This window comes from Pseudoalteromonas sp. S1727, from assembly GCF_005886375.1.
In the GTDB taxonomy this organism is placed as follows: Bacteria; Pseudomonadota; Gammaproteobacteria; order Enterobacterales; family Alteromonadaceae; genus Pseudoalteromonas; species Pseudoalteromonas haloplanktis.
The window spans coordinates 1-22,136 of record NZ_PNDT01000003.1 but is presented as its reverse complement, the minus strand read 5'-3'; the positions used below and the strand labels follow the sequence as shown (position 1 = coordinate 22,136).

The 22,136-nt window shown below is 41.3% G+C and carries 20 protein-coding genes; 19 read left to right on the top strand and 1 reads right to left on the bottom strand.

Translation table 11 applies throughout. The annotated features are described in order from the left end of the window. Positions 1–3: 3 nt before the first annotated feature. The 4 genes from relA to eno all read left to right on the top strand — a co-directional run bounded on the left by relA (position 4) and on the right by eno (position 6,173). Positions 4–2,160: a GTP diphosphokinase gene (gene relA, locus CWB85_RS00395; RefSeq protein WP_016709781.1), complete on the top strand. Its 2,157-nt coding sequence runs from the start codon at positions 4–6 to the stop codon at positions 2,158–2,160. A 19-nt stretch (positions 2,161–2,179) separates the two neighbouring features. Next, the gene (gene mazG / locus CWB85_RS00390; protein WP_138553770.1) at positions 2,180–2,992 is read left to right on the top strand and encodes a nucleoside triphosphate pyrophosphohydrolase; all 813 of its coding nucleotides are present in this window, start codon (positions 2,180–2,182) and stop codon (positions 2,990–2,992) included. A gap of 138 nt (positions 2,993–3,130) precedes the next feature. Further along, positions 3,131–4,765, top strand: coding sequence for a CTP synthase (gene pyrG / locus CWB85_RS00385; RefSeq protein WP_138553769.1), 1,635 nt, complete (start codon positions 3,131–3,133; stop codon positions 4,763–4,765). Positions 4,766–4,874: 109 nt separating this feature from the next. Beyond that, entirely contained in the window at positions 4,875–6,173 is a 1,299-nt protein-coding gene (gene eno, locus CWB85_RS00380; RefSeq protein WP_138553768.1) for a phosphopyruvate hydratase, read from the top strand. A 101-nt stretch (positions 6,174–6,274) separates the two neighbouring features. Here the strand turns inward: eno and mutH are convergent, their stop codons facing one another. Next, entirely contained in the window at positions 6,275–6,946 is a 672-nt protein-coding gene (mutH, locus tag CWB85_RS00375) for a DNA mismatch repair endonuclease MutH (RefSeq protein WP_016709777.1), read from the bottom strand. Positions 6,947–7,373: 427 nt separating this feature from the next. Here mutH and rppH point away from each other — a divergent pair, with 427 nt between their 5' ends. The 15 genes from rppH (at position 7,374) to CWB85_RS00300 (ending at position 22,059) form a co-directional block, all read left to right on the top strand. Further along, positions 7,374–7,895, top strand: a complete 522-nt coding sequence (gene rppH, locus CWB85_RS00370) for an RNA pyrophosphohydrolase (protein WP_016709776.1) — start codon at positions 7,374–7,376, stop codon at positions 7,893–7,895. A 16-nt stretch (positions 7,896–7,911) separates the two neighbouring features. Continuing rightward, positions 7,912–10,185, top strand: coding sequence for a phosphoenolpyruvate--protein phosphotransferase (gene ptsP, locus CWB85_RS00365; RefSeq protein ID WP_016709775.1), 2,274 nt, complete (start codon positions 7,912–7,914; stop codon positions 10,183–10,185). 78 nt (positions 10,186–10,263) lie between these two features. Then, complete coding sequence (locus tag CWB85_RS00360; RefSeq protein WP_138553767.1) at positions 10,264–11,073, top strand: sulfite exporter TauE/SafE family protein; 810 nt, start codon at positions 10,264–10,266, stop codon at positions 11,071–11,073. Positions 11,074–11,085: 12 nt separating this feature from the next. Beyond that, positions 11,086–11,889, top strand: coding sequence for a prolipoprotein diacylglyceryl transferase (lgt, locus tag CWB85_RS00355; protein WP_016709773.1), 804 nt, complete (start codon positions 11,086–11,088; stop codon positions 11,887–11,889). 13 nt (positions 11,890–11,902) lie between these two features. Next, complete coding sequence (locus CWB85_RS00350; RefSeq protein ID WP_016709772.1) at positions 11,903–12,754, top strand: thymidylate synthase; 852 nt, start codon at positions 11,903–11,905, stop codon at positions 12,752–12,754. Positions 12,755–12,789: 35 nt separating this feature from the next. Continuing rightward, positions 12,790–13,668, top strand: coding sequence for a UTP--glucose-1-phosphate uridylyltransferase GalU (galU, locus tag CWB85_RS00345; protein ID WP_138553766.1), 879 nt, complete (start codon positions 12,790–12,792; stop codon positions 13,666–13,668). Between the two features lie 121 nt (positions 13,669–13,789). Beyond that, positions 13,790–14,431 carry an SPOR domain-containing protein gene (locus CWB85_RS00340; protein WP_138553765.1) on the top strand — a complete coding sequence of 214 codons (642 nt, stop codon included), beginning with the start codon at positions 13,790–13,792 and terminating at the stop codon, positions 14,429–14,431. 119 nt (positions 14,432–14,550) lie between these two features. After that, the gene (locus CWB85_RS00335) at positions 14,551–15,156 is read left to right on the top strand and encodes a DUF4402 domain-containing protein (RefSeq protein WP_138553764.1); all 606 of its coding nucleotides are present in this window, start codon (positions 14,551–14,553) and stop codon (positions 15,154–15,156) included. Positions 15,157–15,165: 9 nt separating this feature from the next. Further along, positions 15,166–15,639: a DUF4402 domain-containing protein gene (locus tag CWB85_RS00330; protein WP_016709768.1), complete on the top strand. Its 474-nt coding sequence runs from the start codon at positions 15,166–15,168 to the stop codon at positions 15,637–15,639. An 8-nt stretch (positions 15,640–15,647) separates the two neighbouring features. Next, positions 15,648–16,442 (top strand): fimbrial biogenesis chaperone, encoded by a 795-nt coding sequence (locus CWB85_RS00325; protein WP_138553763.1) that lies wholly within the window; start codon positions 15,648–15,650, stop codon positions 16,440–16,442. Positions 16,443–16,467: 25 nt separating this feature from the next. Further along, complete coding sequence (locus CWB85_RS00320; protein ID WP_138553762.1) at positions 16,468–19,413, top strand: hypothetical protein; 2,946 nt, start codon at positions 16,468–16,470, stop codon at positions 19,411–19,413. A 10-nt stretch (positions 19,414–19,423) separates the two neighbouring features. Next, positions 19,424–20,041 (top strand): SPOR domain-containing protein, encoded by a 618-nt coding sequence (locus tag CWB85_RS00315; protein ID WP_138553761.1) that lies wholly within the window; start codon positions 19,424–19,426, stop codon positions 20,039–20,041. A 51-nt stretch (positions 20,042–20,092) separates the two neighbouring features. Beyond that, complete coding sequence (locus CWB85_RS00310) at positions 20,093–20,686, top strand: FlgO family outer membrane protein (RefSeq protein ID WP_016709764.1); 594 nt, start codon at positions 20,093–20,095, stop codon at positions 20,684–20,686. A gap of 12 nt (positions 20,687–20,698) precedes the next feature. Beyond that, positions 20,699–21,382 carry a FlgO family outer membrane protein gene (locus CWB85_RS00305; protein ID WP_016709763.1) on the top strand — a complete coding sequence of 228 codons (684 nt, stop codon included), beginning with the start codon at positions 20,699–20,701 and terminating at the stop codon, positions 21,380–21,382. A gap of 5 nt (positions 21,383–21,387) precedes the next feature. Further along, positions 21,388–22,059 (top strand): FlgO family outer membrane protein, encoded by a 672-nt coding sequence (locus CWB85_RS00300; RefSeq protein ID WP_138553760.1) that lies wholly within the window; start codon positions 21,388–21,390, stop codon positions 22,057–22,059. Positions 22,060–22,136: the final 77 nt, after the last annotated feature.

The following is a 22,136-nucleotide window of genomic DNA, read 5'->3' as shown; positions in this document are numbered from 1 at the left end:
ATTATGGTAGCTACTCGGCAATCACACCAACACGACAAGCAGGGTGATTTTAGTACACGGCTTAGTTTACTGAACTTAACGCAAGAAAAACGCGAGCTTTTAACGAAGGCGAATGCCCTTTGCGCTGAGCTGCATAATCATCAACAACAAAATATTGCCATGGAAATGGTCGAAATTTTGGTAGAAATGAACCTCGATGCAGACACCCTAGCTACTGCGTATATTACGCCATGTTTTTTAGCTGAGCTGATTGATATAGAAAAAGTCACTGATGTGATGGGCAACCACGTAGCAACCTTATTAACGGGTGTGGCACAAATGGCAACCATTAGTACTTTGGCACATCAAGGTACAGGCACTGTTCAAGTTGACAATATCCGCCGTATGCTATTAGCCATGGTTGAAGATGTTCGTGCTGTTGTTATCAAACTTGCAGAGCAAGTGTGTCATCTACGTGATGTTAAGAATGCCAGTGAAGAAGAGCGTGTAATTGCCGCCAAAGAAACCGCCGATATTTTTGCTCCACTTGCTAATCGTTTAGGGATTGGCCAATTAAAGTGGGAGTTAGAAGATTTAGCGTTTCGCTATTTACACCCTGATGTTTACAAAAATATTGCCAAGCAATTAGATGATAAGCGATTAGGTCGTGAAGCCTATATGGTCGATATGGTTGAACAAGTTAAAAGTAAACTTGCTCAAGCAGGCATTAAAGGTGAAGTTTATGGCCGACCAAAACATATCTACAGCATTTATAAAAAAATGGCGCAAAAAAATTATGAGTTTGACCAGCTGTTTGATATTCGCGCCATGCGTATTGTGGTAGATGAATTACAAGATTGTTACGGTGCTTTGGGTATCGTGCATACTAATTGGCGCCACCTCAATAAAGAATTTGATGATTATATTGCCACCCCTAAACAAAATGGCTATCAATCTATTCACACCGTGGTGTTTGGCCCAGAAGGCAAAACCGTTGAAATTCAAATCCGTACTCATGCAATGCACCAAGATGCAGAGCTTGGTGTTGCTGCGCACTGGATGTATAAAGAAGGCGCATTACCAGGGCGAGGCTCAGGCTATGAGCAAAAAATTAGCTGGTTACGTAAATTACTGCAATGGCAAGAAGAAGTGGTTGATGGCAGCGATTTAGCTGATGAACTAAAAAATCAAGTTGTTGAAGACCGAGTATATGTTTTTACTCCCCGTGGCGACATTTTTGATTTACCGCTTGGCGCTACACCGCTGGATTTTGCTTATTACATTCATTCAAACGTGGGTCACCGGTGTATTGGAGCAAAGATATTTGGCAAAATTGTGCCGTTTACCCACCAACTACACACCGGTGATCAGGTTGAAATTTTAACTCAAAAGCAACCTAATCCGAGTCGTGACTGGTTAAACCCATCACTGGGTTATATCAAATCATCTCGCGCTAGAGCAAAAATACATCATTGGTTTAAACAACTTGACCGTGATAAAAATCTCAGTGCCGGTAAAGAGATCCTTGATAACGAATTACAAAAGCTCGATCTTACCTACAAGCATTTAGAACCAGCCATTTCGCGTTATAACTTTAAAGAGCTCGATGACTTGATGGTTGCGATTGGTGCAGGGGATGTACGCTTAAATCAATTACTGAACTTTATCACTGACCGCTCAGATGATGAGCCGGTGATCCGCTTTAAGAACCCGACTAAAACTAGTGGTGATAAAAACGGGATTGTGGTTGATGGAGTAGGCAGTTTAATGAGCCATGTGGCTAAGTGTTGTCGTCCAGTGCCGGGTGAACAGATCATCGGTTATATTACCCAAGGGCGTGGGATTGGTGTGCACAGAGTTGATTGTGATTCGTTCAGTAATTTAAAAGCACAGCATCCGGAGCGAGTTATTGCGGTGAGCTGGTCTGATGAAATTAACGGCTCATATGCTTTAGCAATTAAAATTGAAGCCAGCGACAGGCCCGGTCTTATTCGCGATATCAGTTCGGTACTCGCCAATGAAAAAGTAAATGTTTTAAATATGAACATGGAAACTGTGGACGACCGCCAACTAGCATTATTTACTATGCAAGTTGAAGTGCATGACTTATCAAGTACTAACCGATTATTATCAAAGTTAGATCAAATCGAAGGCGTACATGAAGCCAAGCGCAGCCATTAAGATGAGTGTAGGTAAGTAAATGAGTCAAACAATCGAGATCTCACCAGATACGCTGACTGAGTTATTAGCCATTATGGCTAAATTACGTGATCCGGAAACGGGCTGCCCGTGGGATGTAAAACAAGATTTTAAATCAATTGTGCCCCATACCTTAGAAGAGGCGTACGAGGTTGCAGACTGCATTGAGAAAAATGACTTAACAGAGCTTAAAAATGAACTTGGTGACTTACTTTTTCAAATCATTTTTTATTCGCAACTGGCAAAAGAGCAAGGCTTATTCGACTTTAATGATGTGATGGCGGGGCTAAATGATAAACTAGTAAGGCGACATCCACATGTATTTAAGCAACAACACGCATTGACTGAGCAGCAACTTAGCGAGCAGTGGCAAGCAATTAAAACGCAAGAGCGAGCAGCGAAAGCAGGAACTGCTAGTTCGTCACTTTGGCAAGATATTCCATTACACTTACCGAGTTTAACTAAAGCTAAAAAAATTCAACAGCGAGTTGCAGGGTTAGGCTTTGATTGGCCAAATTATCATGGTGCATTAGCTAAAGTGGCCGAAGAAGTAGATGAAGTAAAAGAAGCACTCGCGGTTGATCCGCACTCGGCACATAGCGCCGAAGAAGTGGGCGACCTACTCTTTGCAACCGTTAATGTAGCGCGCCATATTAAACGTGATCCTGAGCAATTATTGCGTGCCGCTAATGATAAGTTCTCGGCGCGGTTTGAAAAAGTGCAAGCATATTTAGCTGCACATGGGCTGTCTCTTGACACGGCCACCCTAGAACAAATGGATGATGCATGGGAGGCGATAAAAAAGCAGGTGTAAATAAGGATGGACTCTGAGTGTGTTTTTTGTGCAGAGAATTGCTAACTTTCACTGGATTGATGGCAGTGCCTTTGCTATAATTTCGCCCCGTCTTGATTCTATATTTTTCCTTTTAATTCCTGATATTCTAGGGTTCGCATGAGTACAAAATTTATCTTCGTTACCGGCGGGGTTGTTTCCTCGTTGGGTAAAGGTATTGCAGCAGCATCGTTGGCAGCTATTTTAGAGGCCCGCGGTTTAAATGTTACCATTTTAAAGCTGGATCCTTATATCAACGTTGACCCAGGCACAATGAGCCCAATTCAACATGGTGAAGTATTTGTCACCGAAGACGGTGCTGAAACCGACCTTGATTTAGGTCACTATGAGCGTTTCATCCGTACCAAAATGACAAGCCGTAACAACTTCACACAAGGTCGTGTATATGAAGATGTGCTACGTCGTGAGCGTCGTGGTGAGTACCTTGGTGCAACAATTCAGGTCATTCCACATATTACCAACGATATTAAGCAACGCGTATATGACGGTGCTGAAGGCCACGATGTGGCAATCGTTGAAATTGGTGGCACGGTTGGTGATATTGAGTCACAACCATTCTTAGAAGCAATTCGTCAGCTTGGCACAGAAATCGGCCGTGAGCGCGCATTGTTTATTCACTTAACCTTAGTGCCATTCTTAGGCCCTGCGGGTGAAGTGAAAACTAAACCAACTCAGCATTCTGTAAAAGAATTACGCTCAATTGGTATTCAGCCAGATATTCTTATTTGTCGTTCTGATCGTAAACTGCCAAACAACGAACGTGCGAAGATTGCACTTTTCACTAACGTTGAAGAAAAAGCGGTTATTTCATTACCAGATGTAGACAGCATTTATAAAATTCCTGCGCTATTAAAGTCACAAGAGCTTGATAACTTTGTATGCCGTCGTTTCCACTTAGAATGCCCGGAAGCAGACTTAGTAGAGTGGGAGCAAGTATTATATCAAGAGTCAAACCCTACGGGTGAAGTGACCATTGGTATGGTTGGAAAATACATTGAATTACCAGATGCTTATAAATCTGTAAACGAAGCACTTAAACATGCAGGTCTTAAAAATCGTTTAACAGTAAACATTGAATATGTTGATTCACAAGATATTGAAAGCAAAGGTACCGAACTACTAGCTCACCTTGATGCTATTTTAGTACCAGGCGGCTTTGGTGGCCGTGGTGTTGAAGGTAAGATTTTAGCGGCGCAATATGCTCGTGAGAATAAAGTTCCTTACCTTGGTATTTGTTTAGGGATGCAAGTTGCGTTAATTGAATACGCGCGTAACGTGGCAGGTCTTAGCGATGCAAACTCAACTGAGTTTAACGCAAAATCGTCTGCACCAGTTGTTGGCCTAATTACTGAATGGTTAGATGCTGACGGTAATGTTGAAATACGTGATGAAGCATCAGATTTAGGTGGCACGATGCGTTTAGGCGCACAGAAGTGTCATCTAACTCCAGGCTCTAAAGTACACGAAGTTTATGGCAGTGATGAAATTGTTGAACGTCATCGTCATCGTTACGAAGTAAATAACAACTTTGTTGAACAGCTTGAACAAGCTGGTTTGAGTTTCACTGGTTTATCTGAAGATAAAAAGCTAGTAGAAATTATCGAAAATAAAGATCACCCTTGGTTTATTGCCGCGCAATTCCATCCGGAATTCACGTCAACACCACGTGATGGTCACCCGTTATTTGAAGGGTTTGTTGCAGCTGCTCATACTCATCAAAAAGCGTCATCATAATGTGAATAAGCCGTGCACTATGCACGGCTTATTTGTTTTTAAAACCGATGGCATTAAGGAAAATTAATAAAGTCGGTAAACTCACCATTTTGGGAAAAGAGGAAACAAGATGTCAAATATCGTAAAAGTGATCGGTCGCGAAATTATGGACTCGCGTGGTAACCCAACTGTAGAAGCTGATGTACATTTAGCTGACGGTTCATGGGGCCGCGCTGCTGCACCTTCTGGTGCATCAACAGGTACTCGCGAAGCACTAGAATTACGTGATGGTGATAAAGCACGTTATTTAGGTAAAGGTGTATTAAAAGCGGTTGGTTTTATTAATAATGAAATCAATAGCGCGCTAGAAGGCCAAAGTGCATTAGAGCAAAGCACGGTTGACCAAATCATGTTAGATTTAGATGGTACTGAAAATAAAGAAAAATTAGGTGCCAACGCAATACTAGCTGTTTCACTTGCAACTGCAAAAGCCGCTGCTCAATCTAAAAAAGTAGAGCTTTATGAGCACATTGCAGACCTAAACGGTACGCCAGGCGTTTACTCTATGCCATTACCAATGATGAACATCATCAATGGTGGTGAGCATGCTGATAACTCAGTTGATATTCAAGAGTTTATGATCCAACCAGTTGGCGCTGCTAACTTCCGTGAAGCACTACGCATGGGTGCTGAAGTGTTCCACAGCCTTGCAAAAGTATTGAAAGCTGATGGCCACTCAACAGCAGTGGGTGACGAAGGTGGTTTTGCACCAAACCTTGAGTCAAATGAAGCTGCACTTGCTGCAATTAAAGTAGCGGTTGCTAACGCAGGTTATGAGCTTGGTAAAGATATTACACTTGCACTTGATTGTGCTGCATCTGAGTTCTACGACAAAGAAGCGAATATCTATGATCTTAAAGGTGAAGGTAAAAAATTCACCTCAGAAGAGTTTAACTACTTCCTTAAAGATCTTACTGAGCAATATCCAATTGTATCTATCGAAGATGGTCTTGATGAGTCTGATTGGGATGGTTTTGCACACCAAACAAAACTACTTGGCGACAAGATCCAATTAGTAGGTGACGATTTATTCGTAACTAATACTAAGATCTTAAAGCGTGGTATCGACAACGGTATTGCTAACTCTATCTTAATTAAATTCAACCAGATTGGTTCACTAACTGAAACGTTAGCTGCAATCAAAATGGCGAAAGATGCAGGCTTTACAGCTGTTATCTCTCATCGCTCTGGTGAAACAGAAGACGCAACGATTGCTGATTTAGCTGTAGGTACTGCGGCAGGTCAAATTAAGACGGGTTCATTAAGCCGTTCTGACCGTGTTGCTAAGTATAACCAATTGCTACGTATCGAAGAGCAATTAGGCGCTAAAGCACCTTACAAAGGTCTTAAAGAAGTAAAAGGTCAGTAATTTTTTATAAAATCTGATTTAAACTTTAGAAGAATCCTCGCAACAGCGGGGATTTTTTATATCTGTTGGATTGTTTTGTTTACCTCGTGCATTTTCAGGCGTTAAAGCTGAAATTGCTGTCTTAAAATCTCGCCAGTAAAACTGGTTTTTAAATAAAAGCCGCGGGGAAGGGTTTTTATTATTTGCCCATTAGGGCCAATAGCGTCGGTAACGATACGACTGTTGGCAGCTTTTGGGCGAATTTGCATTACATCTCCTAAGTGCCCTGAAATTTCATCAACACGCCCTAATGCAATAAGCTCCATTTGTTCTTCCCAATCACGCTGTAATTGCGCATCTTGTTCAGCGGTCGGTTGCCATAAAAAGCCGCTGCCAATGGTTCTATCAAAAGGAGCAATATCGCGCTCACTTAAAATTGGCAGCCACAAAACATGATTAAGTTTTTTGCGAACAGTGCTTTGTTGCCAAACCATGCCTGTAACATTTAAAAGTGGGGTAACTGATACAAAAGTAGTCTCAAGCGGTTTACCTTTGTATGAAATAGGTAAGGTTTTTAGCTCTATACCCAGTTCTTCAAAATCTGGCGTGGGTTTTGAGCCAGCCGTTGCTCCTAATACATATTCAATCAATTGCCCCGTCCAGCCTTTTTCCTTTAATAAGTGTTCCGGTGTTTTAAACTGATATTGACTCGCTAACTGACCTAAAGTGAGGCCTGCAATGTTATTAACACGTTGCATTAGTTCATTGATTGAATGTGGTTTTATCGGTCGCATAGGGCGTTATTTAATTGTATAAATTCACCACTTATGATAGCAAAAGAGTTTAACCGTGGATATCTTTGTGTTTGGGCGTTTTTTGTCCAGAGTGACTTGGTTGTATTTTTAGGCAAACTAAAACCAGTAGAGAATGCAGTTAATTTGTTGAATTTTATAGGTTTTAATCTATTTTAGCAACGGGAGCTAAAAGTGGAATGAAAACTTGCAGGGATAAATACACAACTATGAACAATGTTATCCACAGAAATTGTGGAAAAGGCAAGTTATAAGATCTAGTATTGTGGATTTGTTTGCAAAATGAGCTGTATAAACTAAAGTTATGCACAAGCTGTGAGTAAGATGCGTAAAACTGCCATTATTGATTGCCGTATCGCAGGTAATGTGGAACAATCATTAAAAATCGACTTACAAATGAGGCACTAAGGTGATTGATGCCGAAGGTTTTCGTGCCAATGTCGGAATTGTAATTTGCAATAATCAGGGACAGGTCTTTTGGGCCAGACGTTATGGTCAACACTCTTGGCAGTTTCCGCAAGGGGGAGTTGATAGCGGTGAAACCGCTGAGCAGACAATGTTTCGTGAGTTACACGAAGAAGTTGGCTTACGCCCTGAAGATGTAGAAATTGTTGCAAGTTCAAAACATTGGTTACGCTATAAATTACCCAAGCGATTGATCCGCCGAGACTCAAGTCCGGTGTGTATTGGGCAAAAACAAAAATGGTTTTTACTTAAACTTCGTTGTAAAGACGAAGACGTAAATTTACTAAAAACACATCATCCTGAGTTTGATGATTGGCGATGGGTTAGTTATTGGTATCCGGTAAGGCAAGTTGTCTCGTTCAAGCGCGATGTTTATCGTCGTGTAATGAAAGAGTTTGCACCTTTCGCGATGCCTTTTAATAAACGTGAACAGCCAAAAGATACATGGCGGCACAAAGGTAAATAATATAAGGAGCAGTATTATGCTAGCTACACTCAGAGCTATCGCTGAATCCGTTTCGCAACAAGCGAATTTGGATAGTGCGCTGGCATGTTTTGTTGAAATGGTGAAAGATGCCATGAAGACTGAGTGCTGCTCCATTTACTTTGCCGATTATAGCCAAGATAATTTCGTTTTAATGGCAACCAGGGGCCTAAACCCTGATGCTGTAGGCAAATTCAGAATCGGTTTCACTGAAGGCTTAGTTGGTTTAGTGGCGCAACGTGAAGAGCCGATAAATATTGCTTTTGCTAAATCCCATCCGCGCTTTAAGCTCTCTCCTGAAGTAAATGAAGAAGGTTATAATGCATTTTTATCTGTGCCTGTAGTACATCAGAAAAAAGTGCTGGGGGTTATTGTTGTACAGCAAAAAATTGCCCGTGTATTTAGCCAAGACGAAGAGTCATTTTTAATTACTTTATCTGCTCAACTTGCCTCACAATTAGCGCATGCGGAAATTAAAGAAGTACTACGCCAAGATGAATTTTCCCATCAAACTTCTGTTCTTAAAGGAGTTTCGAGTGCACCAGGGATTGCGATTGGGCAAGCATTTGTTGTTCTTCCAAAACTTGATTTTAAGTCCATTGAGTTAAAAAAAGACGAAAACAGCACTGAGCAGCGTCGTTTATTTACTCAAGCGGTTGCTGCAACTCGTAAAGAGTTTAATACCTTATCAATGACATTAAGTGACTCAATTCCTAAAGAAGCACTGGCTGTTTTTGATGTGTATCAGCAACTACTCGATGCTAGAAGTTTGGGGCAGAATGTTGAAGCGCAGCTGCAAGAAGGCTGGTGTGCAAAAAGCGCTCTAAAAATAGTTATTGAACGTTTAATTTCGCAATTTAATGCTATGCAGGACCCTTATATAAAAGAGCGTGCTGTTGATGTGAAAGACATTGGTTTGCGAGTATTACATCACCTTGTTAATACCGAGCATGCGGTAAAAAGTTTTCCCAAAGATACGGTACTTATCGCTAATACCTTAACACCAGCTATGTTGGCTGAAGTACCAAAAGGGCACTTGGTTGGCGTGGTGAGTGTTAACGGTGCTGCAAATAGTCATGCGTCAATTTTAACTCGTGCTATGGGGATCCCTGCAATTTGGGGGATTGAAGACTTACCCCTGTTGCAGTTTGATGGCAAAGCAATGATTTTGGATGCCTATGCAGGGCGGTTGTATATTTCACCCTCGCAAATGTTACAAGCTGAATACTTACAACTGCAACACCAGGAAAGTCTATTAAATGATAAATTTATAGCTGAACAAGAGTGTGATGCGGTGACATTGGATGGTGAACATATTAGTTTATTACTCAATGCAGGTTTGGATCTCAATACTGAAAAAGCCAACACCAAAGTGTGTGATGGCGTAGGTTTATACCGAACCGAAGCTTGGTTTATGCAAAAAGGCCAGTTCCCGTCACAAATAGAACAAGAAAACTGGTATCGCGAAGTTTTAGCTAGTTATCACCCTGAGCCTGTTGTAATGCGTACCCTCGACATTGGGGGAGACAAAGTACTTGATTACTTTGATATAACAGAAGAAAACCCATTTTTAGGCTGGCGTGGTATTCGCGTTACCTTAGATCACCCTGAGTTATTTTTAGATCAGCTCAAAGCAATGGTAAAAGCCAATATAGGTTTGGGCAATTTAAAAATAATGCTGCCTATGATCAGCGGTACAGAAGAAGTCGATGAATCTTTAGCACTATTAGAGCAGGCTTATTTTGAGCTTGCAGAGCAATACCCAGAGCAAGCGATTGAGCGTCCCGAAATTGGCGTGATGCTAGAAGTGCCATCAAGTGTATTTATGCTGCCAGAGTGGGCTAATAAGGTCGATTTTTGTTCTGTAGGGAGTAACGATTTAACGCAATATTTACTCGCCGTTGATCGCTCTAACGCCCGCGTAGCTGACTTATTTAATCCCTATCATCCGGCAGTATTAAGAGTATTGCAAAAAGTAGCTACCGAGTGTCAGCAAAATGAAATGTCATTTAGTTTATGTGGAGAATTAGGTGGTGATCCAGAGGGAGCAATATTACTCATTGCTATGGGATATCGCCGTTTGAGTATGAACTATTCTTCCTTAAGTAAAGTGAAGTGGGTGTTAAGACGTTTAAAAGCCAGTGATATGGAAGTATTGCTAGCTGAGTGTTTAGCACAATCTACAGCAAAACAAGTGCTTAGGCTTACACGTAACTTTATGATTGAACATCAATTAGGGGAGCTGTTTTATACCCCTAATCAGGCATCTTAGTTACCTAAACGAGTACTGTAAAGATTAGATATAATCGATTAGTATATGCATATAACAATTTAAATATAAGAGTTTGCTATGCATGATTTAATCATACTGATCCTCAGCTGCGCGTTATTAGGTTGTGTGGTTGGGTTTTTAGCGGGGTTATTAGGCATTGGTGGTGGTTTGATTATTGTGCCCGTGCTCAGTGCGTTACTTGTGAATTTTGATGTTGTGGCGGTTGAGCATGTTCTCATAACTGCTATTGCCACCTCGCTCGCATCGATTTTATTCACGTCTACGTCATCTGCATTAGCTCATCATAAAAACAATAATGTGCCCTGGGACATCGCGCCTTGGGTTATGACGGGTGTTGGGGTCGGTGCTTTGATCAGCGGTTTTGCAGCCAGTTTAATTCCAGAACAACTATTACGTATCATCTTTGCTATCAGTGTCGTGTTTATCGCAGCCCGTATGGTGTTATCTGCCCGTAATAAAGCAGTTGCTACTAAAGCTATGCCAAGCCGCACTCTTCTTGGCGCTGTTAGTGCCTTAATGGGGGGCCTCTCGGGCTTAATTGGAATTGGCGGTGGCGCATTGATTGTACCGTTACTGCATTATTTTTCGGTCGATATTAAAAAAGCCATAGGCTGTGCGGCAGCGTGCGGCATTGTGATCGCGCTATTTGGATCTGTTGGCTACATCAGCGCGGGCTGGCAAGTTACCGATTTACAACATGGCTTTGCAGGTTTTGTGTATTTACCTGCATTATTAGGTATAGTAATAACGTCGTGGTTTATGGCGCCAGTAGGGGCCAAAGCAACGCATTATTTACCCGTTTCAACGATAAAAAAAGTGTTCGCGGTGTTATTGGTTATTATCGCGCTTCAAATGGTTTTTAGTTAAGGTTTAATTTATATGGCTCTTGAATTCCCAGAGATCGATCCGGTCATCTTTTCGGTTGGTCCTCTAAGCGTACGTTGGTACGGTTTAATGTATTTAATTGGTTTTGCCTTTGCAATGTGGTGGGCAAATAGACAAGCAGCCAAACCAAACTCTGGTTGGACAAAAGAAGAAGTCAGTGATTTACTTTTTTACGGCATGCTGGGGGTTATTCTTGGTGGACGTGTTGGTTATGTATTGTTTTATCAGTTTAGTTATTTTATAGAAAATCCACTTTACTTATTCAGAATCGATCAAGGTGGCATGTCATTTCATGGCGGTACGTTAGGGGTTATCACAGCCATTTGTATTTTTGCTTGGACCCGCAAAAAACAATTATTAGCAGTAGGCGATTTTGTTGCACCACTCGTGCCTGTTGGTTTATTGGCAGGACGGATTGGCAATTTTATTAACGGTGAATTGTGGGGCAGAACAACCGATGTACCTTGGGGTATGGTGTTTCCTACTGGCGGGCCGCTTGCACGTCACCCATCACAATTGTATGAAGCGTTTTTAGAAGGCTTAGTGCTGTTTATTATTTTATATGTATTTACCAAAAAACCGCGCCCAGCTGGTAGTGTTGGTGGATTATTTTTGCTCGGTTACGGTGTATTTAGATTCTGCGTTGAATATGTGCGTGAACCCGATGCTCATTTAGGTTTGTTTGGCGGCTTTATTTCTATGGGGCAAATATTGTCATTGCCAATGGTCATTGCAGGCCTTGGTTTGATAATATGGGCGTATAAAAAGCCACAACCTACTGTTGCAACCAAAGCATAAAAAGAAGTCAAAAATGAAACAATATTTAGAGTTATGTCAGCGCATTGTTGATGAAGGTATCTGGGTCGAAAATAAACGGACAGGAACGCGTTGCTTAACGGTTATTAATGCGGAGCTTGAATACGATGTAGCCAATAACAAGTTCCCGATGATCACCACCCGAAAAAGCTATTACAAAGCCGCTATTGCTGAGCTTTTAGGTTATTTGCGTGGTTATAGCAGTGCCGCGCAATTTCGCGATATTGGCTGTATGACTTGGGATGCTAATGCCAATGAAAACCAAGCCTGGTTAAATAATCCAAACCGCAAAGGTGAGGATGATATGGGGCGTGTATATGGCGTACAAGCTCGAGAGTGGCAGCGTCCAGATGGCACACCTTTAGATCAGTTAAAAAAGGTTATTGATAATTTAAAAAATGGGGTTGATGACCGGGGTGAAATTATCACCTTTTATAATCCGGGAGAATTCGATTTAGGCTGTTTGCGTCCATGCATGCATACTCATACATTCTCACTTCTTGGTGATACACTTTACTTAACGTCATATCAGCGTAGTTGTGATGTACCGCTAGGCTTAAATTTCAACCAAATTCAATGCTTTGTTTTACTTGCTTTGGTTGCGCAAATTACTGGACATAAAGCGGGCAAGGCCTATCATAAAATTGTGAATGCACATATTTATGAAAATCAGCTTGAATTAATGCGTGATGTACAGTTACAGCGCGAACCATTTGCATCACCGACTCTGACTATCAACCCAGATATTAAATCACTTGAAGACATTGAGACTTGGGTAACCCGTGATGATTTTGAAGTACATGGTTACCAATGCCATGACGCAATTAAATATCCATTTTCGGTATAATCATTAAATATAGTTACTATTTAAGGAAAAATATTATGAAAGCAGTGATCCCCGTTGCAGGACTTGGTACCCGCATGTTGCCAGCAACGAAAGCTATCCCAAAAGAAATGTTACCGGTTGTAGATAAACCACTGATCCAGTATGTGGTAAATGAAGCCGTTGCTGCAGGTATTAAAGAAATCGTTTTAGTGACTCACTCTAGTAAAAACTCGATCGAAAACCATTTTGATACCAGTTTTGAGCTTGAAGCGACGTTAGAAAAACGCGTAAAACGCCAATTACTTGCAGAAGTACAAGCTATTTGCCCTAAGGACGTGACTATAATCCATGTTCGCCAAGGTGAAGCAAAAGGCTTAGGTCATGCGATTAACTGCGCGGCCCCTATTATTGGCAATGAGCCATTTGTGGTTATTTTACCTGATGTGATTATTGATGATGTAGAAAGCGATCTGCATAAAGACAACCTTGCAGAAATGATCGCGCATTTTAATGAAACCGCACACAGCCAAATTATGGTTGAGCCAGTACCAATGCAACATGTTGATAAATTTGGTGTAGTTGACTTAGGTGAAGCTAAGCTAGAACAAGGGCATAGCGCACCGATTAAAAATATGGTGGAAAAACCCCCCGTGCATTCGGCGCCATCAAACCTAGCTGTTGTAGGACGTTATGTTTTAAGTAAAAACATTTGGCCATTACTTGCGAAAACCCCAGCTGGGGCAGGTGATGAAATTCAACTTACCGACGCTATTGCCATGTTAATGGACAAAGAAGCCGTTGATGCATACGCCATTAAAGGCCGTAGTCATGATTGTGGCAGCAAGTTAGGTTACTTAAAAGCGACTATTGAATTTGCATTACGTCGTGATGAATTTAAAGATGAGCTTAGTGACTTTATTAAAACCTTAGTTTAAGTTCATTTAGCTAATCCAATTTAAAAAGTGCCAGTATGGCACTTTTTTTATGATCTAAAATACTGAAACTGGCACTTACTTTGCTTACAATACAGCATTGTTATTTCATGATGTGCAAAAAATGATGTGTTTAAAAAAGCAAGCTTGGCCTACAATTGCATTGATCACCATAACTATTTTGCTAAACGGGTGCAGTAGCAAAGCGCACGAGCCTGAAAAAAAACCAGCATTAATATCAGATCAACAAGTCAAAGAGTATGTTCAGCAATGGCATTCACAACAAGAGAGTATCGAGCGTTTAGCTGCAATGGAAGCAGACTTACAATTACTAATAATGGCACTTTCGTCTAACACCGAAATAGCTGAAAACCCAGTAGTACTGCGTCAAACGAGTACCGCAGCCGTGCACAGTCGGGATGATATCATAGCACCTGGAGCTGATATCAAGTCAAAAGAGCAAACTCAATTAGCTGCAAGTAATGAACAGCCATATTCAAGTGATTCTTTACCTGGAGCTCAGCTCGGACTTTATCTAAAGCCGGAAATAGTAAGAACACAAATAGCAAGGTTACAGCGTGAATACCCTCAAGCATTTAGCCAATTAGATTTTGTAATGACTGAGCGTCAAAATAAAGGCGTTACTTTATATGGGCTACGTGTTGGGCCATTCAAAAATTATACAGAGGCGAATCTGTTTTGTTCTTTAGCGCAAAATTTAGGGCAAAAGTGTATCAGTGCCCCATTTGTTGGTCAGCTTTTGTAATAAAATAAGTTATTTATCTGATTTTTTAGTAATTAAGCTTAAAGTAATTGTTCTAAGTGTCGATAAAAATTATGATGGGGCCAAATACGGTAATATCCCAATTCTTATAAGGACTTAATATGAAATTATCTTTTCCATTACTTGCTGTAAGCATCTTAGCTGTGCCTTTTAGTGCGATATCTACAACATCGACTTTTCGAGCCGAAGTAACTGTGCAGAACTCAGTTGTTTTAACCCCGGGAGATGATTTAAGCTTTGGTACTATCCGTGCTGTTGCTGATTTATCTGGCGCTCATGTTGCTAGTATAGTTGTTAGCGCATTACCTTCTGCAAGTCCCGTCTCTACTAGTAGTTCAACGGGGGCTAATGCTTCAATCTCGATTATTGACGACGGAACGCCTGCTTCTTTTACTGTATCTGAAGCGGTTAAAAATGCGCAATTAAAAATAATTAGCCCAACACAAACTACTTTAGAATATGAAGGCACTAAAGATGATGGACGACCAAATTTTACTATTGGGAACTGGACATATGTAATTACTTCCGGTCCGAATGAAAACGCAACTTATACAGAAGGATCGCCTAATTTAATGGTTGATTCTACAGATGGAACTGTTTCATTTAATATAGGTGCAACATTAAGTACACCTAACTCATCTGCATTTAATAAAGCTTATGCCGATGGGGTTTATTCTGGTGATTTTCAAATCGAAGTTGCGTATTAATTATATTTAATGCGCCTACTTTCGTATGCAGTGGCTGTAAGTGCTTTAATTTACAGCCCTAATTATCTTGCTAAGAGTATTGAGCAGCAGTCGCTTGATTTTGGCACTTTGGTTATACCAAGCAATACAAATACGAGCTCTGTGATCATCAAAGCTGACGGCGACATAAATACATTGGGTAATATTTATGTGCTTGAAAAAGGGCGTCCAGCCGAGCTTTTACTACTTGATTACCCTGCACATACCGAGTTGAAAATAACATTGGTTCGCCCTGTACAAGTTCAGCACAATACCCAAGGCAGCAGTAGTGCCGAGTTTGAAGTACGCCTAAATGGTTTGTCTAATATGTCTGTCATTACCGACGACTTTGGTGAAGCTAAAGTGTTTATTGGCGGTACTTTAATAACAAAACCTAGCAGTAAGAATTACTCAGATGGCGACTATTCCTCTACGACCAATTTAGAAATTTCGATTGACTACTAAGGACTGACATGTTCAATAAATTAACAGTGATGTGTGTGCTGCTAACAGCATTTTTTAGCCAAGTGGCAGTGGCAAACTTATTGATTTCACCTACTCGTGTTACCTTTGATGAGCGTCAACGTAGTGCTAAAGTCACGGTGATCAACAATTCGAATGAACAACGTACGTATCGAGTAGTTTGGAGTGAAAAACAAGCTTTACCCACTGGCGGTTATAAAAATCTAGAGCAGGTGAGTGAAGGTAGTTTATCGCCAATGACACGCTTATCCCCGAAACAGGTGACTTTAGCACCGGGCGAAAAACAAACGGTTAAAATTGCAGTTCGCAAACCGAAAGGTTTACAGCCTGGCGAATATCGCTCGCACTTATTATTTCAAGCTTTACCTAACGAAAATACAGAGCAAAAGTCAGGAATACAGATCAATATGATTATGAGTTTTAGCATTCCCGTTATTTTTCGTGAGCAAGCAGAGCAGCCCAAGGTGACTATTGCACAGGCAAGCATTGTAAAAAGTGCTGATCAAGCCAAGCCACAAATTCAAGTTCAATTGCAACGACATACTAACTTTAGTAGCTATGGCAAGCTCAGTGCTTATGTTAAAAATGCATCGGGTGGGCAAGAGAAAATTGCTGAAATTAGCAATTTAAGTGTTTACCCTGAAGTTGATACAGTGACAGCAACGCTCAGTTTATTTAAAGATAAACAGTTACCTGCAAATGGCGATGTACTCATTGATTACAAAGGGGCTGAAGAATATAACGCAGTTGATTTTGCCTCTTACACTTTGGCTATAGGGAAATAACTTTAAGCGATATTAAGTTATTAAAATGACCCGTGTATTGGCCATAGGCCTTATGTTGTTAAGCGCGCACTGTTTTGCAAGCACTGTGCCGACCAATGATGCGCTGCGCACGCTTAAAGCTATTCAAGCTAAATTAAATCAATCTCACTCACCAGTGAGTGCGCCACCGCCCGCTATAGTCGAACACAGCCAGCCTGCTGCGCAGCGTATTGCGGCTGGTGAGTTTTTACTTTTTTCTTTATCGCTCAACGATATGTATCTTGGTGAAGCGTTTGCAATAAAAAGCGAGCAAGGGGTCTTGCTTGGTTTGTCGGGGTTAGTTGAAATATTACAACTTGCTATTGATGTTGATGTGGCGAGCGGCTCTGCCGCAGGATGGTTTATTGAGCAAGGTAATTTATTTTCACTCAGTGCTACTGAACCCGCTAAACTCGTTGTAAATAATCAAGAGGTGGTACTTTTTTCACAGCAACTATTGATTGATGATGATATTTATATCGATGCCGCGGTTTTAGAATCTGCTTTTATGGTGGAGATCATCCCTGATTACGCGAATTTAACGCTCGAAGTAACCACTGATGAGTTATTTCCTGTTGTCGCTCAACAGCAGAGAAAAAACCGTCAATTTAATAACCAGCATCATACGGATAATCAGCCTACCCAGCCTTGGAAAGCAAGCCCTTATCAAGTTATTTCTGTCCCAGTGGCTGATTTACAACTTAATTACCGCCGAGATAATGACAGTAGCCGCACTAGTTATTCATTATTAGGTGCGCAAGATTTTGCATACCTTTCAGCGGAATACTTTTTAGCCGGGCGAGAGCAAGACCTATTAACAGACTCACGACTCACATTCTCTAAACAAGCATTAGATAGCAGCTTACTCGGTGCTTTTGCTGCAAGCGAAATACGCTTTGGTGATATCACCGCGACACAAGTCGGGAGTCGCTATAATAGTCAGTACGGACGTGGTGTTAAGTTTTCTAATTACCAGTTAGACCGCAATATAGATAATAATCGAATTAACCTCACCGGTGCTATTCAGCCGGGTTGGGATGTTGAACTTTATCGCAATGGTTTGTTAATTGAACAACAGTTAAGCCTTGCCGATGGGCGCTATGTCTTTGCTGATGTTGATTTATTGTATGGTGAAAATAACTTTGAATTGATCTTTTACGGCCCGCAAGGGCAAGTTGAACGTAAAACAGAATATTACTTTATTGACGGCAACCAATTAGGCCAAGGTGAAGCGACATACGAAGTGTCAATCTCAGAGCAAGGTAAACAATTATTAGGGAGCGAGAGTAATCCACAGCAAAGTGGTTGGTTGGCTGCGGGGCGTTACGAACGAGGCTTAACAGATAATATTGCTATTTACACCGGCGCTATGGCGCAAAAGCGCGAAGATGATGACTTTTACCAATTCGCTTTTGGCAGCAACATTAACTTGTTTGAAAGACTGTTGCTTAATGTTGACTACGAGCAAAACAACCAACAGCAAAATGAATTAGAGCTCACAGCAAGAACGCAACTGGCAGAACAATCACTCCTTTTTACTGTAACGGACCGTTCGGAACAACAGCAAGATTTTCAAAGCTATCAATTCGATATGTCAGGTGAATTGATGGATAATAATTATGGTCGGCTTAATTATCAAAATAACTTTTTATTACAGCACTCAAGTTCAGGTCGTGATTTACAGCAAGCCTATAACCGATTTAATTATAGCTATTCAGGGTTTTCGGTAAACAACCTTTTGCAATGGCAAAAAGTAAATGAACAGAGCCAAGTATATGGCGCAACACGCATTCAAGGGCGAATAGGACGGGTATACAGCCGTTTTGGTGTTGATTATTTAATATCACCAGAGAGTGATATTTTAAGTTACCAAGCCGAATTTAATCGCAGTATTACTGCAAAGTTGCAAGCTGAGCTGACACTTAGAAATACCCTAAATGAGAACGTTCAATCTGCAGATCTGGGCTTGAATTGGCAAAATGATGATTTTAACTTAAGCAGTACTATTAACTACGACAGTAATGATAATTGGCTGTTTAGCTTATATAGCCGCTTTAGTTTTGGTTACGATAGGGAAAATAACCGTGCTTTTATGTCAAATCGAAGCTTAACCAGTACGGGGAGTTTACTGGTTAAAGTATTTTTAGATCAGAATAACAACGGCATAATGGATCCTGACGAGCAGGGGGTCGCGGGTATTAAAGTCAAAGGTGTGCAAAATCATCGCCAAGCGATTACAGATGAGCAAGGCATTGCGCTGTTAACCAGCATGCCCGCTAACCGTACTACTGATATCATACTTGATAGAAATAGTTTTGCAGATCCATTTATGATCCCCGCCCACGATGGTTTTTCAATCACACCACGGGCCGGATTTATTGAGTATATGGATTACCCGTTAAACAATGCCAGTGAAATTGAAGGGGTGATATACACCCAACAAGGTGAACATACGCAAATACAACCGTATGCCAACATAGCGTTACTAGATGAAAACGGTAAAAAAGTAGCCCAAACACAAGCCGCTTTCGATGGTTATTATCTTTTTACCGATTTGCGGCCAGGGCAATATCAGGCGGTGATTGATGGGCAGTTTAAAGAACGTAAAGCATTAAAAAATACGCAACATGTTAAGGTTAATTTATCCCCGAAGGGAGATGTATTACTTGGTGTTGATTTTACCCTTAAACCCCTAGAACAAGTGGCTGGCACAATAGTAAATGCGGGCAACTTCTCATCGTTAATGATGTTAAAAGCCTATTTACGTTTAATAAGCCCACGGCTTGGGTTACAGCAGCAGGATGTATTCTATATTCACGATCGACAGCAAAATAAGTATATACTCGCTTTAGGGTATGCTGAGCAGGCGCAACCTGAGTTTGCAACTATCTGCCAGTCGCTGATCGCACAGGGTTTAAACTGTAAGCTTGAACAACGAACAATACTTCATTAAAGGAATGCCAATGAATATTACACCACCTCTTGTCATGATTAAGTGCGCCGTATTTGTATTATCTGGCTTATTACTTTTTGGCTGCAGCAGCACCAAGCAAACAGTGCAAACAAACAATGAGCAGTACGTACAAATAACCAAATCAGAGTTACAACAGCTACAAACAAGCTCAGCGCAGTGGCAAGCAATAAAACCTGATATTGAAAGGTTGTTATTGATTGAGAGTGATTTAAATTTATTGATAACCCAATTAACAGCAATAGCCAATGAAGAGCCAGCTCAAAGTAATACTGCGATGACCGCGCAAGCACAGCCGCCAATACAGGCACCTGTAGCTCAGCCACAACGTACACCCCCCGCGTTATTTGCATTACAAATTATCTCAGTCACTCAGCAAGCGCAACTGGCAACAAGTTGGCAAGCCATGCAACATAAAGCCCCAAGTTTACTGACGGGAACGACTATCGCCAATGTTGAAACGGCAAATGTAAAAGGCATAACTTACTATCGCTTAAAACTTGGGGCTTACCAGTATCAAAAAAATGCCCAAGCTGATTGCGACAAATTAAAACAGCAGCAAGTGAGTTGTATTGTGAGTTACTACACAGATAACCCAGTAAAACTATAAATAGGCATAATACTTGCTTTGTAATTGCCATGTTTAGTAAGGATGGCAATTATGCGCCTTTTGTTATGTTTATTATTGCTGAGTTTAACTGCGTGTAGCTTAACGCAAGAAAAACCACCAGCACCGAGCACCGAAGCGCCAAAAGCGACGATGGCACCGTATACGGTGCATCAGTATGTGAGCGATTTAAGCACCCAGCTTAGCCACGTCAATGGGCCATTTAAAAGCAGCGCGCGGATTGCCGTCACTAGCTTTTACTTAGCCGATGCGCTTGATACTGAGCTGGCGCAAGGGCAGGGAGCTGGGCTGAGTCAACAAATTCAAGAAAGTTTATTAACCCAGTTTACGCAACTAGGCTATAACACCATTGAATATCGCCTTGAAAAACACCTTAACCTAGCCAGTAACGCTGACGGTATGTTAAGTCGCGATATTAGTAAATTACGCCAACGTCAGAATATTGACTTTGTGATCACCGGCACACTTACACGGCAACAACATGCCTATATAGTTAATGCCCGCATGGTAAATACCCAGGACAGCCGCGTTGTATCTGCCGCTAGCACCGAGATCCCCATCAACGTTATGTGGGGTGATGAAAAAATACAACAGCGCGACGGTTACATCTACCGCAGCGAATACTAATTAGGAGCTCTCATGAAACGCTTAATATTAACTTTATGTTTGCCACTGGGATTTGGGTGTGCACAAGTGATGGAACCGAGCAGTGGCGCACAACTGACCAATAACTCCCCACAATTGGTAAATGATCAACGAGCTGTTGCTGCGCCAGGGCAAACTAATTCTTTGTATCAAAGCAATGCCCCCGTTATTAATGACAGCAGCCAAGTTAGCGTGCCAACGCGTAAAAATATTAATCACTACGTACGCGGCATCATGCAAGATATGGCTGAAAATCTGCAATACGTAAACAGTAAAACGCCACTTGCCGTGTCGAGCTTTATTTTTTTAGATGACAACTACAACGACGCTACTTTACTGGGTAATCAAATTGCCGAAAGTTTTATGCATGAGTTACACAGCTTTGGTGTGCCCGTGATTGATTTTAAAACCACTGACTTTATGCGTGTCACGCCAACGGGTGATTTTGTTTTTAGCCGCGACTATTTAGAGCTTAGCCAAGATCAAAACTTTAACTACGTACTGGCTGGCACTATGGTAAACCACCAAGGTGGTGTGTTGGTTAATGCCCGTATAATTGGTTTAGCAAGTAAAGCCGTAGTAGGCTCTGCGCAAGGGTTTATTCCTCAATCAGTGGTGGATGCACTCGACAGTAGCTACCGCACAGATGGCGTCATGCTAAAACAAGTGAGTAAGTGAGGCTAATGATGAGTAAGCTAACACATCGCGCATTTTTAATCGCAACGACAGGGGTACTTTTCAGTACTCTCAGTGCATGCAGTACGGTTAATGACAGCACAGCCGTTGAGCCAGTGCAAAGCACCACCAGCCAGTACGACCTTACTCACATGCTGCAACAGGCTCAAGCAAGCAATCCTGAACCGATAGATAATGGTGCCCAGTTTACGCCAAATAAACACCATAAAACCTTAGTTAATTATGTTGAGCAAATGGCGCTAGATCTTGTAGATACCATGCAAACTGAGCTAGATGTATCAATTGCCGTTACCTCATTTGTTGATTTAGATGCCAGCCTTAATAACAGCAGCCAATTAGGCAACCAGTTATCAGAGAGCTTTATTCATCAACTGCAAAAATTTGGTTATGGCATTGTCGATTTTAAAACTACCGACCACATAGCTATGACCGCCCGCGGTGATTTTGTGTTTTCTCGTGATATAGAGCAACTGGCTGATAAACACATTGCCAGCCATGTGTTATCAGGCACACTAATTTATCGCAGCAACGGCGTAGAAGTAAACGCCCGTATTATTGATATCAACAGTAAACGCGTTATCGCCAGCAGCAATAAAACTCTGCCGTATTACGTGCTCAACAACGCCGATATCCACCTACAACGCGCGAGTATTAACTAAGGTCAATCAAGCCTATTTAACTGCTTGATTGTAAATGGGATAAACCGTTATACTTTTGCTATCAGCTATCAGCTATC

What these genes read in the sequence shown, in the direction of transcription:
- CWB85_RS00315 (WP_138553761.1), top strand. Translation starts at nt 19,424, where the DNA reads ATGAATATTACACCACCTCTTGTCATGATTAAGTGCGCCGTATTTGTA.
- galU (WP_138553766.1), top strand. Translation starts at nt 12,790, where the DNA reads ATGAAAGCAGTGATCCCCGTTGCAGGACTTGGTACCCGCATGTTGCCA.
- CWB85_RS00335 (WP_138553764.1), top strand. Translation starts at nt 14,551, where the DNA reads ATGAAATTATCTTTTCCATTACTTGCTGTAAGCATCTTAGCTGTGCCT.
- pyrG (WP_138553769.1), top strand. Translation starts at nt 3,131, where the DNA reads ATGAGTACAAAATTTATCTTCGTTACCGGCGGGGTTGTTTCCTCGTTG.
- CWB85_RS00320 (WP_138553762.1), top strand. Translation starts at nt 16,468, where the DNA reads ATGACCCGTGTATTGGCCATAGGCCTTATGTTGTTAAGCGCGCACTGT.
- ptsP (WP_016709775.1), top strand. Translation starts at nt 7,912, where the DNA reads ATGCTAGCTACACTCAGAGCTATCGCTGAATCCGTTTCGCAACAAGCG.
- CWB85_RS00325 (WP_138553763.1), top strand. Translation starts at nt 15,648, where the DNA reads ATGTTCAATAAATTAACAGTGATGTGTGTGCTGCTAACAGCATTTTTT.
- CWB85_RS00305 (WP_016709763.1), top strand. Translation starts at nt 20,699, where the DNA reads ATGAAACGCTTAATATTAACTTTATGTTTGCCACTGGGATTTGGGTGT.
- CWB85_RS00340 (WP_138553765.1), top strand. Translation starts at nt 13,790, where the DNA reads ATGATGTGTTTAAAAAAGCAAGCTTGGCCTACAATTGCATTGATCACC.
- relA (WP_016709781.1), top strand. Translation starts at nt 4, where the DNA reads ATGGTAGCTACTCGGCAATCACACCAACACGACAAGCAGGGTGATTTT.
- eno (WP_138553768.1), top strand. Translation starts at nt 4,875, where the DNA reads ATGTCAAATATCGTAAAAGTGATCGGTCGCGAAATTATGGACTCGCGT.
- CWB85_RS00310 (WP_016709764.1), top strand. Translation starts at nt 20,093, where the DNA reads ATGCGCCTTTTGTTATGTTTATTATTGCTGAGTTTAACTGCGTGTAGC.
- CWB85_RS00360 (WP_138553767.1), top strand. Translation starts at nt 10,264, where the DNA reads ATGCATGATTTAATCATACTGATCCTCAGCTGCGCGTTATTAGGTTGT.
- CWB85_RS00300 (WP_138553760.1), top strand. Translation starts at nt 21,388, where the DNA reads ATGATGAGTAAGCTAACACATCGCGCATTTTTAATCGCAACGACAGGG.
- lgt (WP_016709773.1), top strand. Translation starts at nt 11,086, where the DNA reads ATGGCTCTTGAATTCCCAGAGATCGATCCGGTCATCTTTTCGGTTGGT.
- mazG (WP_138553770.1), top strand. Translation starts at nt 2,180, where the DNA reads ATGAGTCAAACAATCGAGATCTCACCAGATACGCTGACTGAGTTATTA.
- mutH (WP_016709777.1), bottom strand. Translation starts at nt 6,946, where the DNA reads ATGCGACCGATAAAACCACATTCAATCAATGAACTAATGCAACGTGTT.
- CWB85_RS00350 (WP_016709772.1), top strand. Translation starts at nt 11,903, where the DNA reads ATGAAACAATATTTAGAGTTATGTCAGCGCATTGTTGATGAAGGTATC.
- CWB85_RS00330 (WP_016709768.1), top strand. Translation starts at nt 15,166, where the DNA reads ATGCGCCTACTTTCGTATGCAGTGGCTGTAAGTGCTTTAATTTACAGC.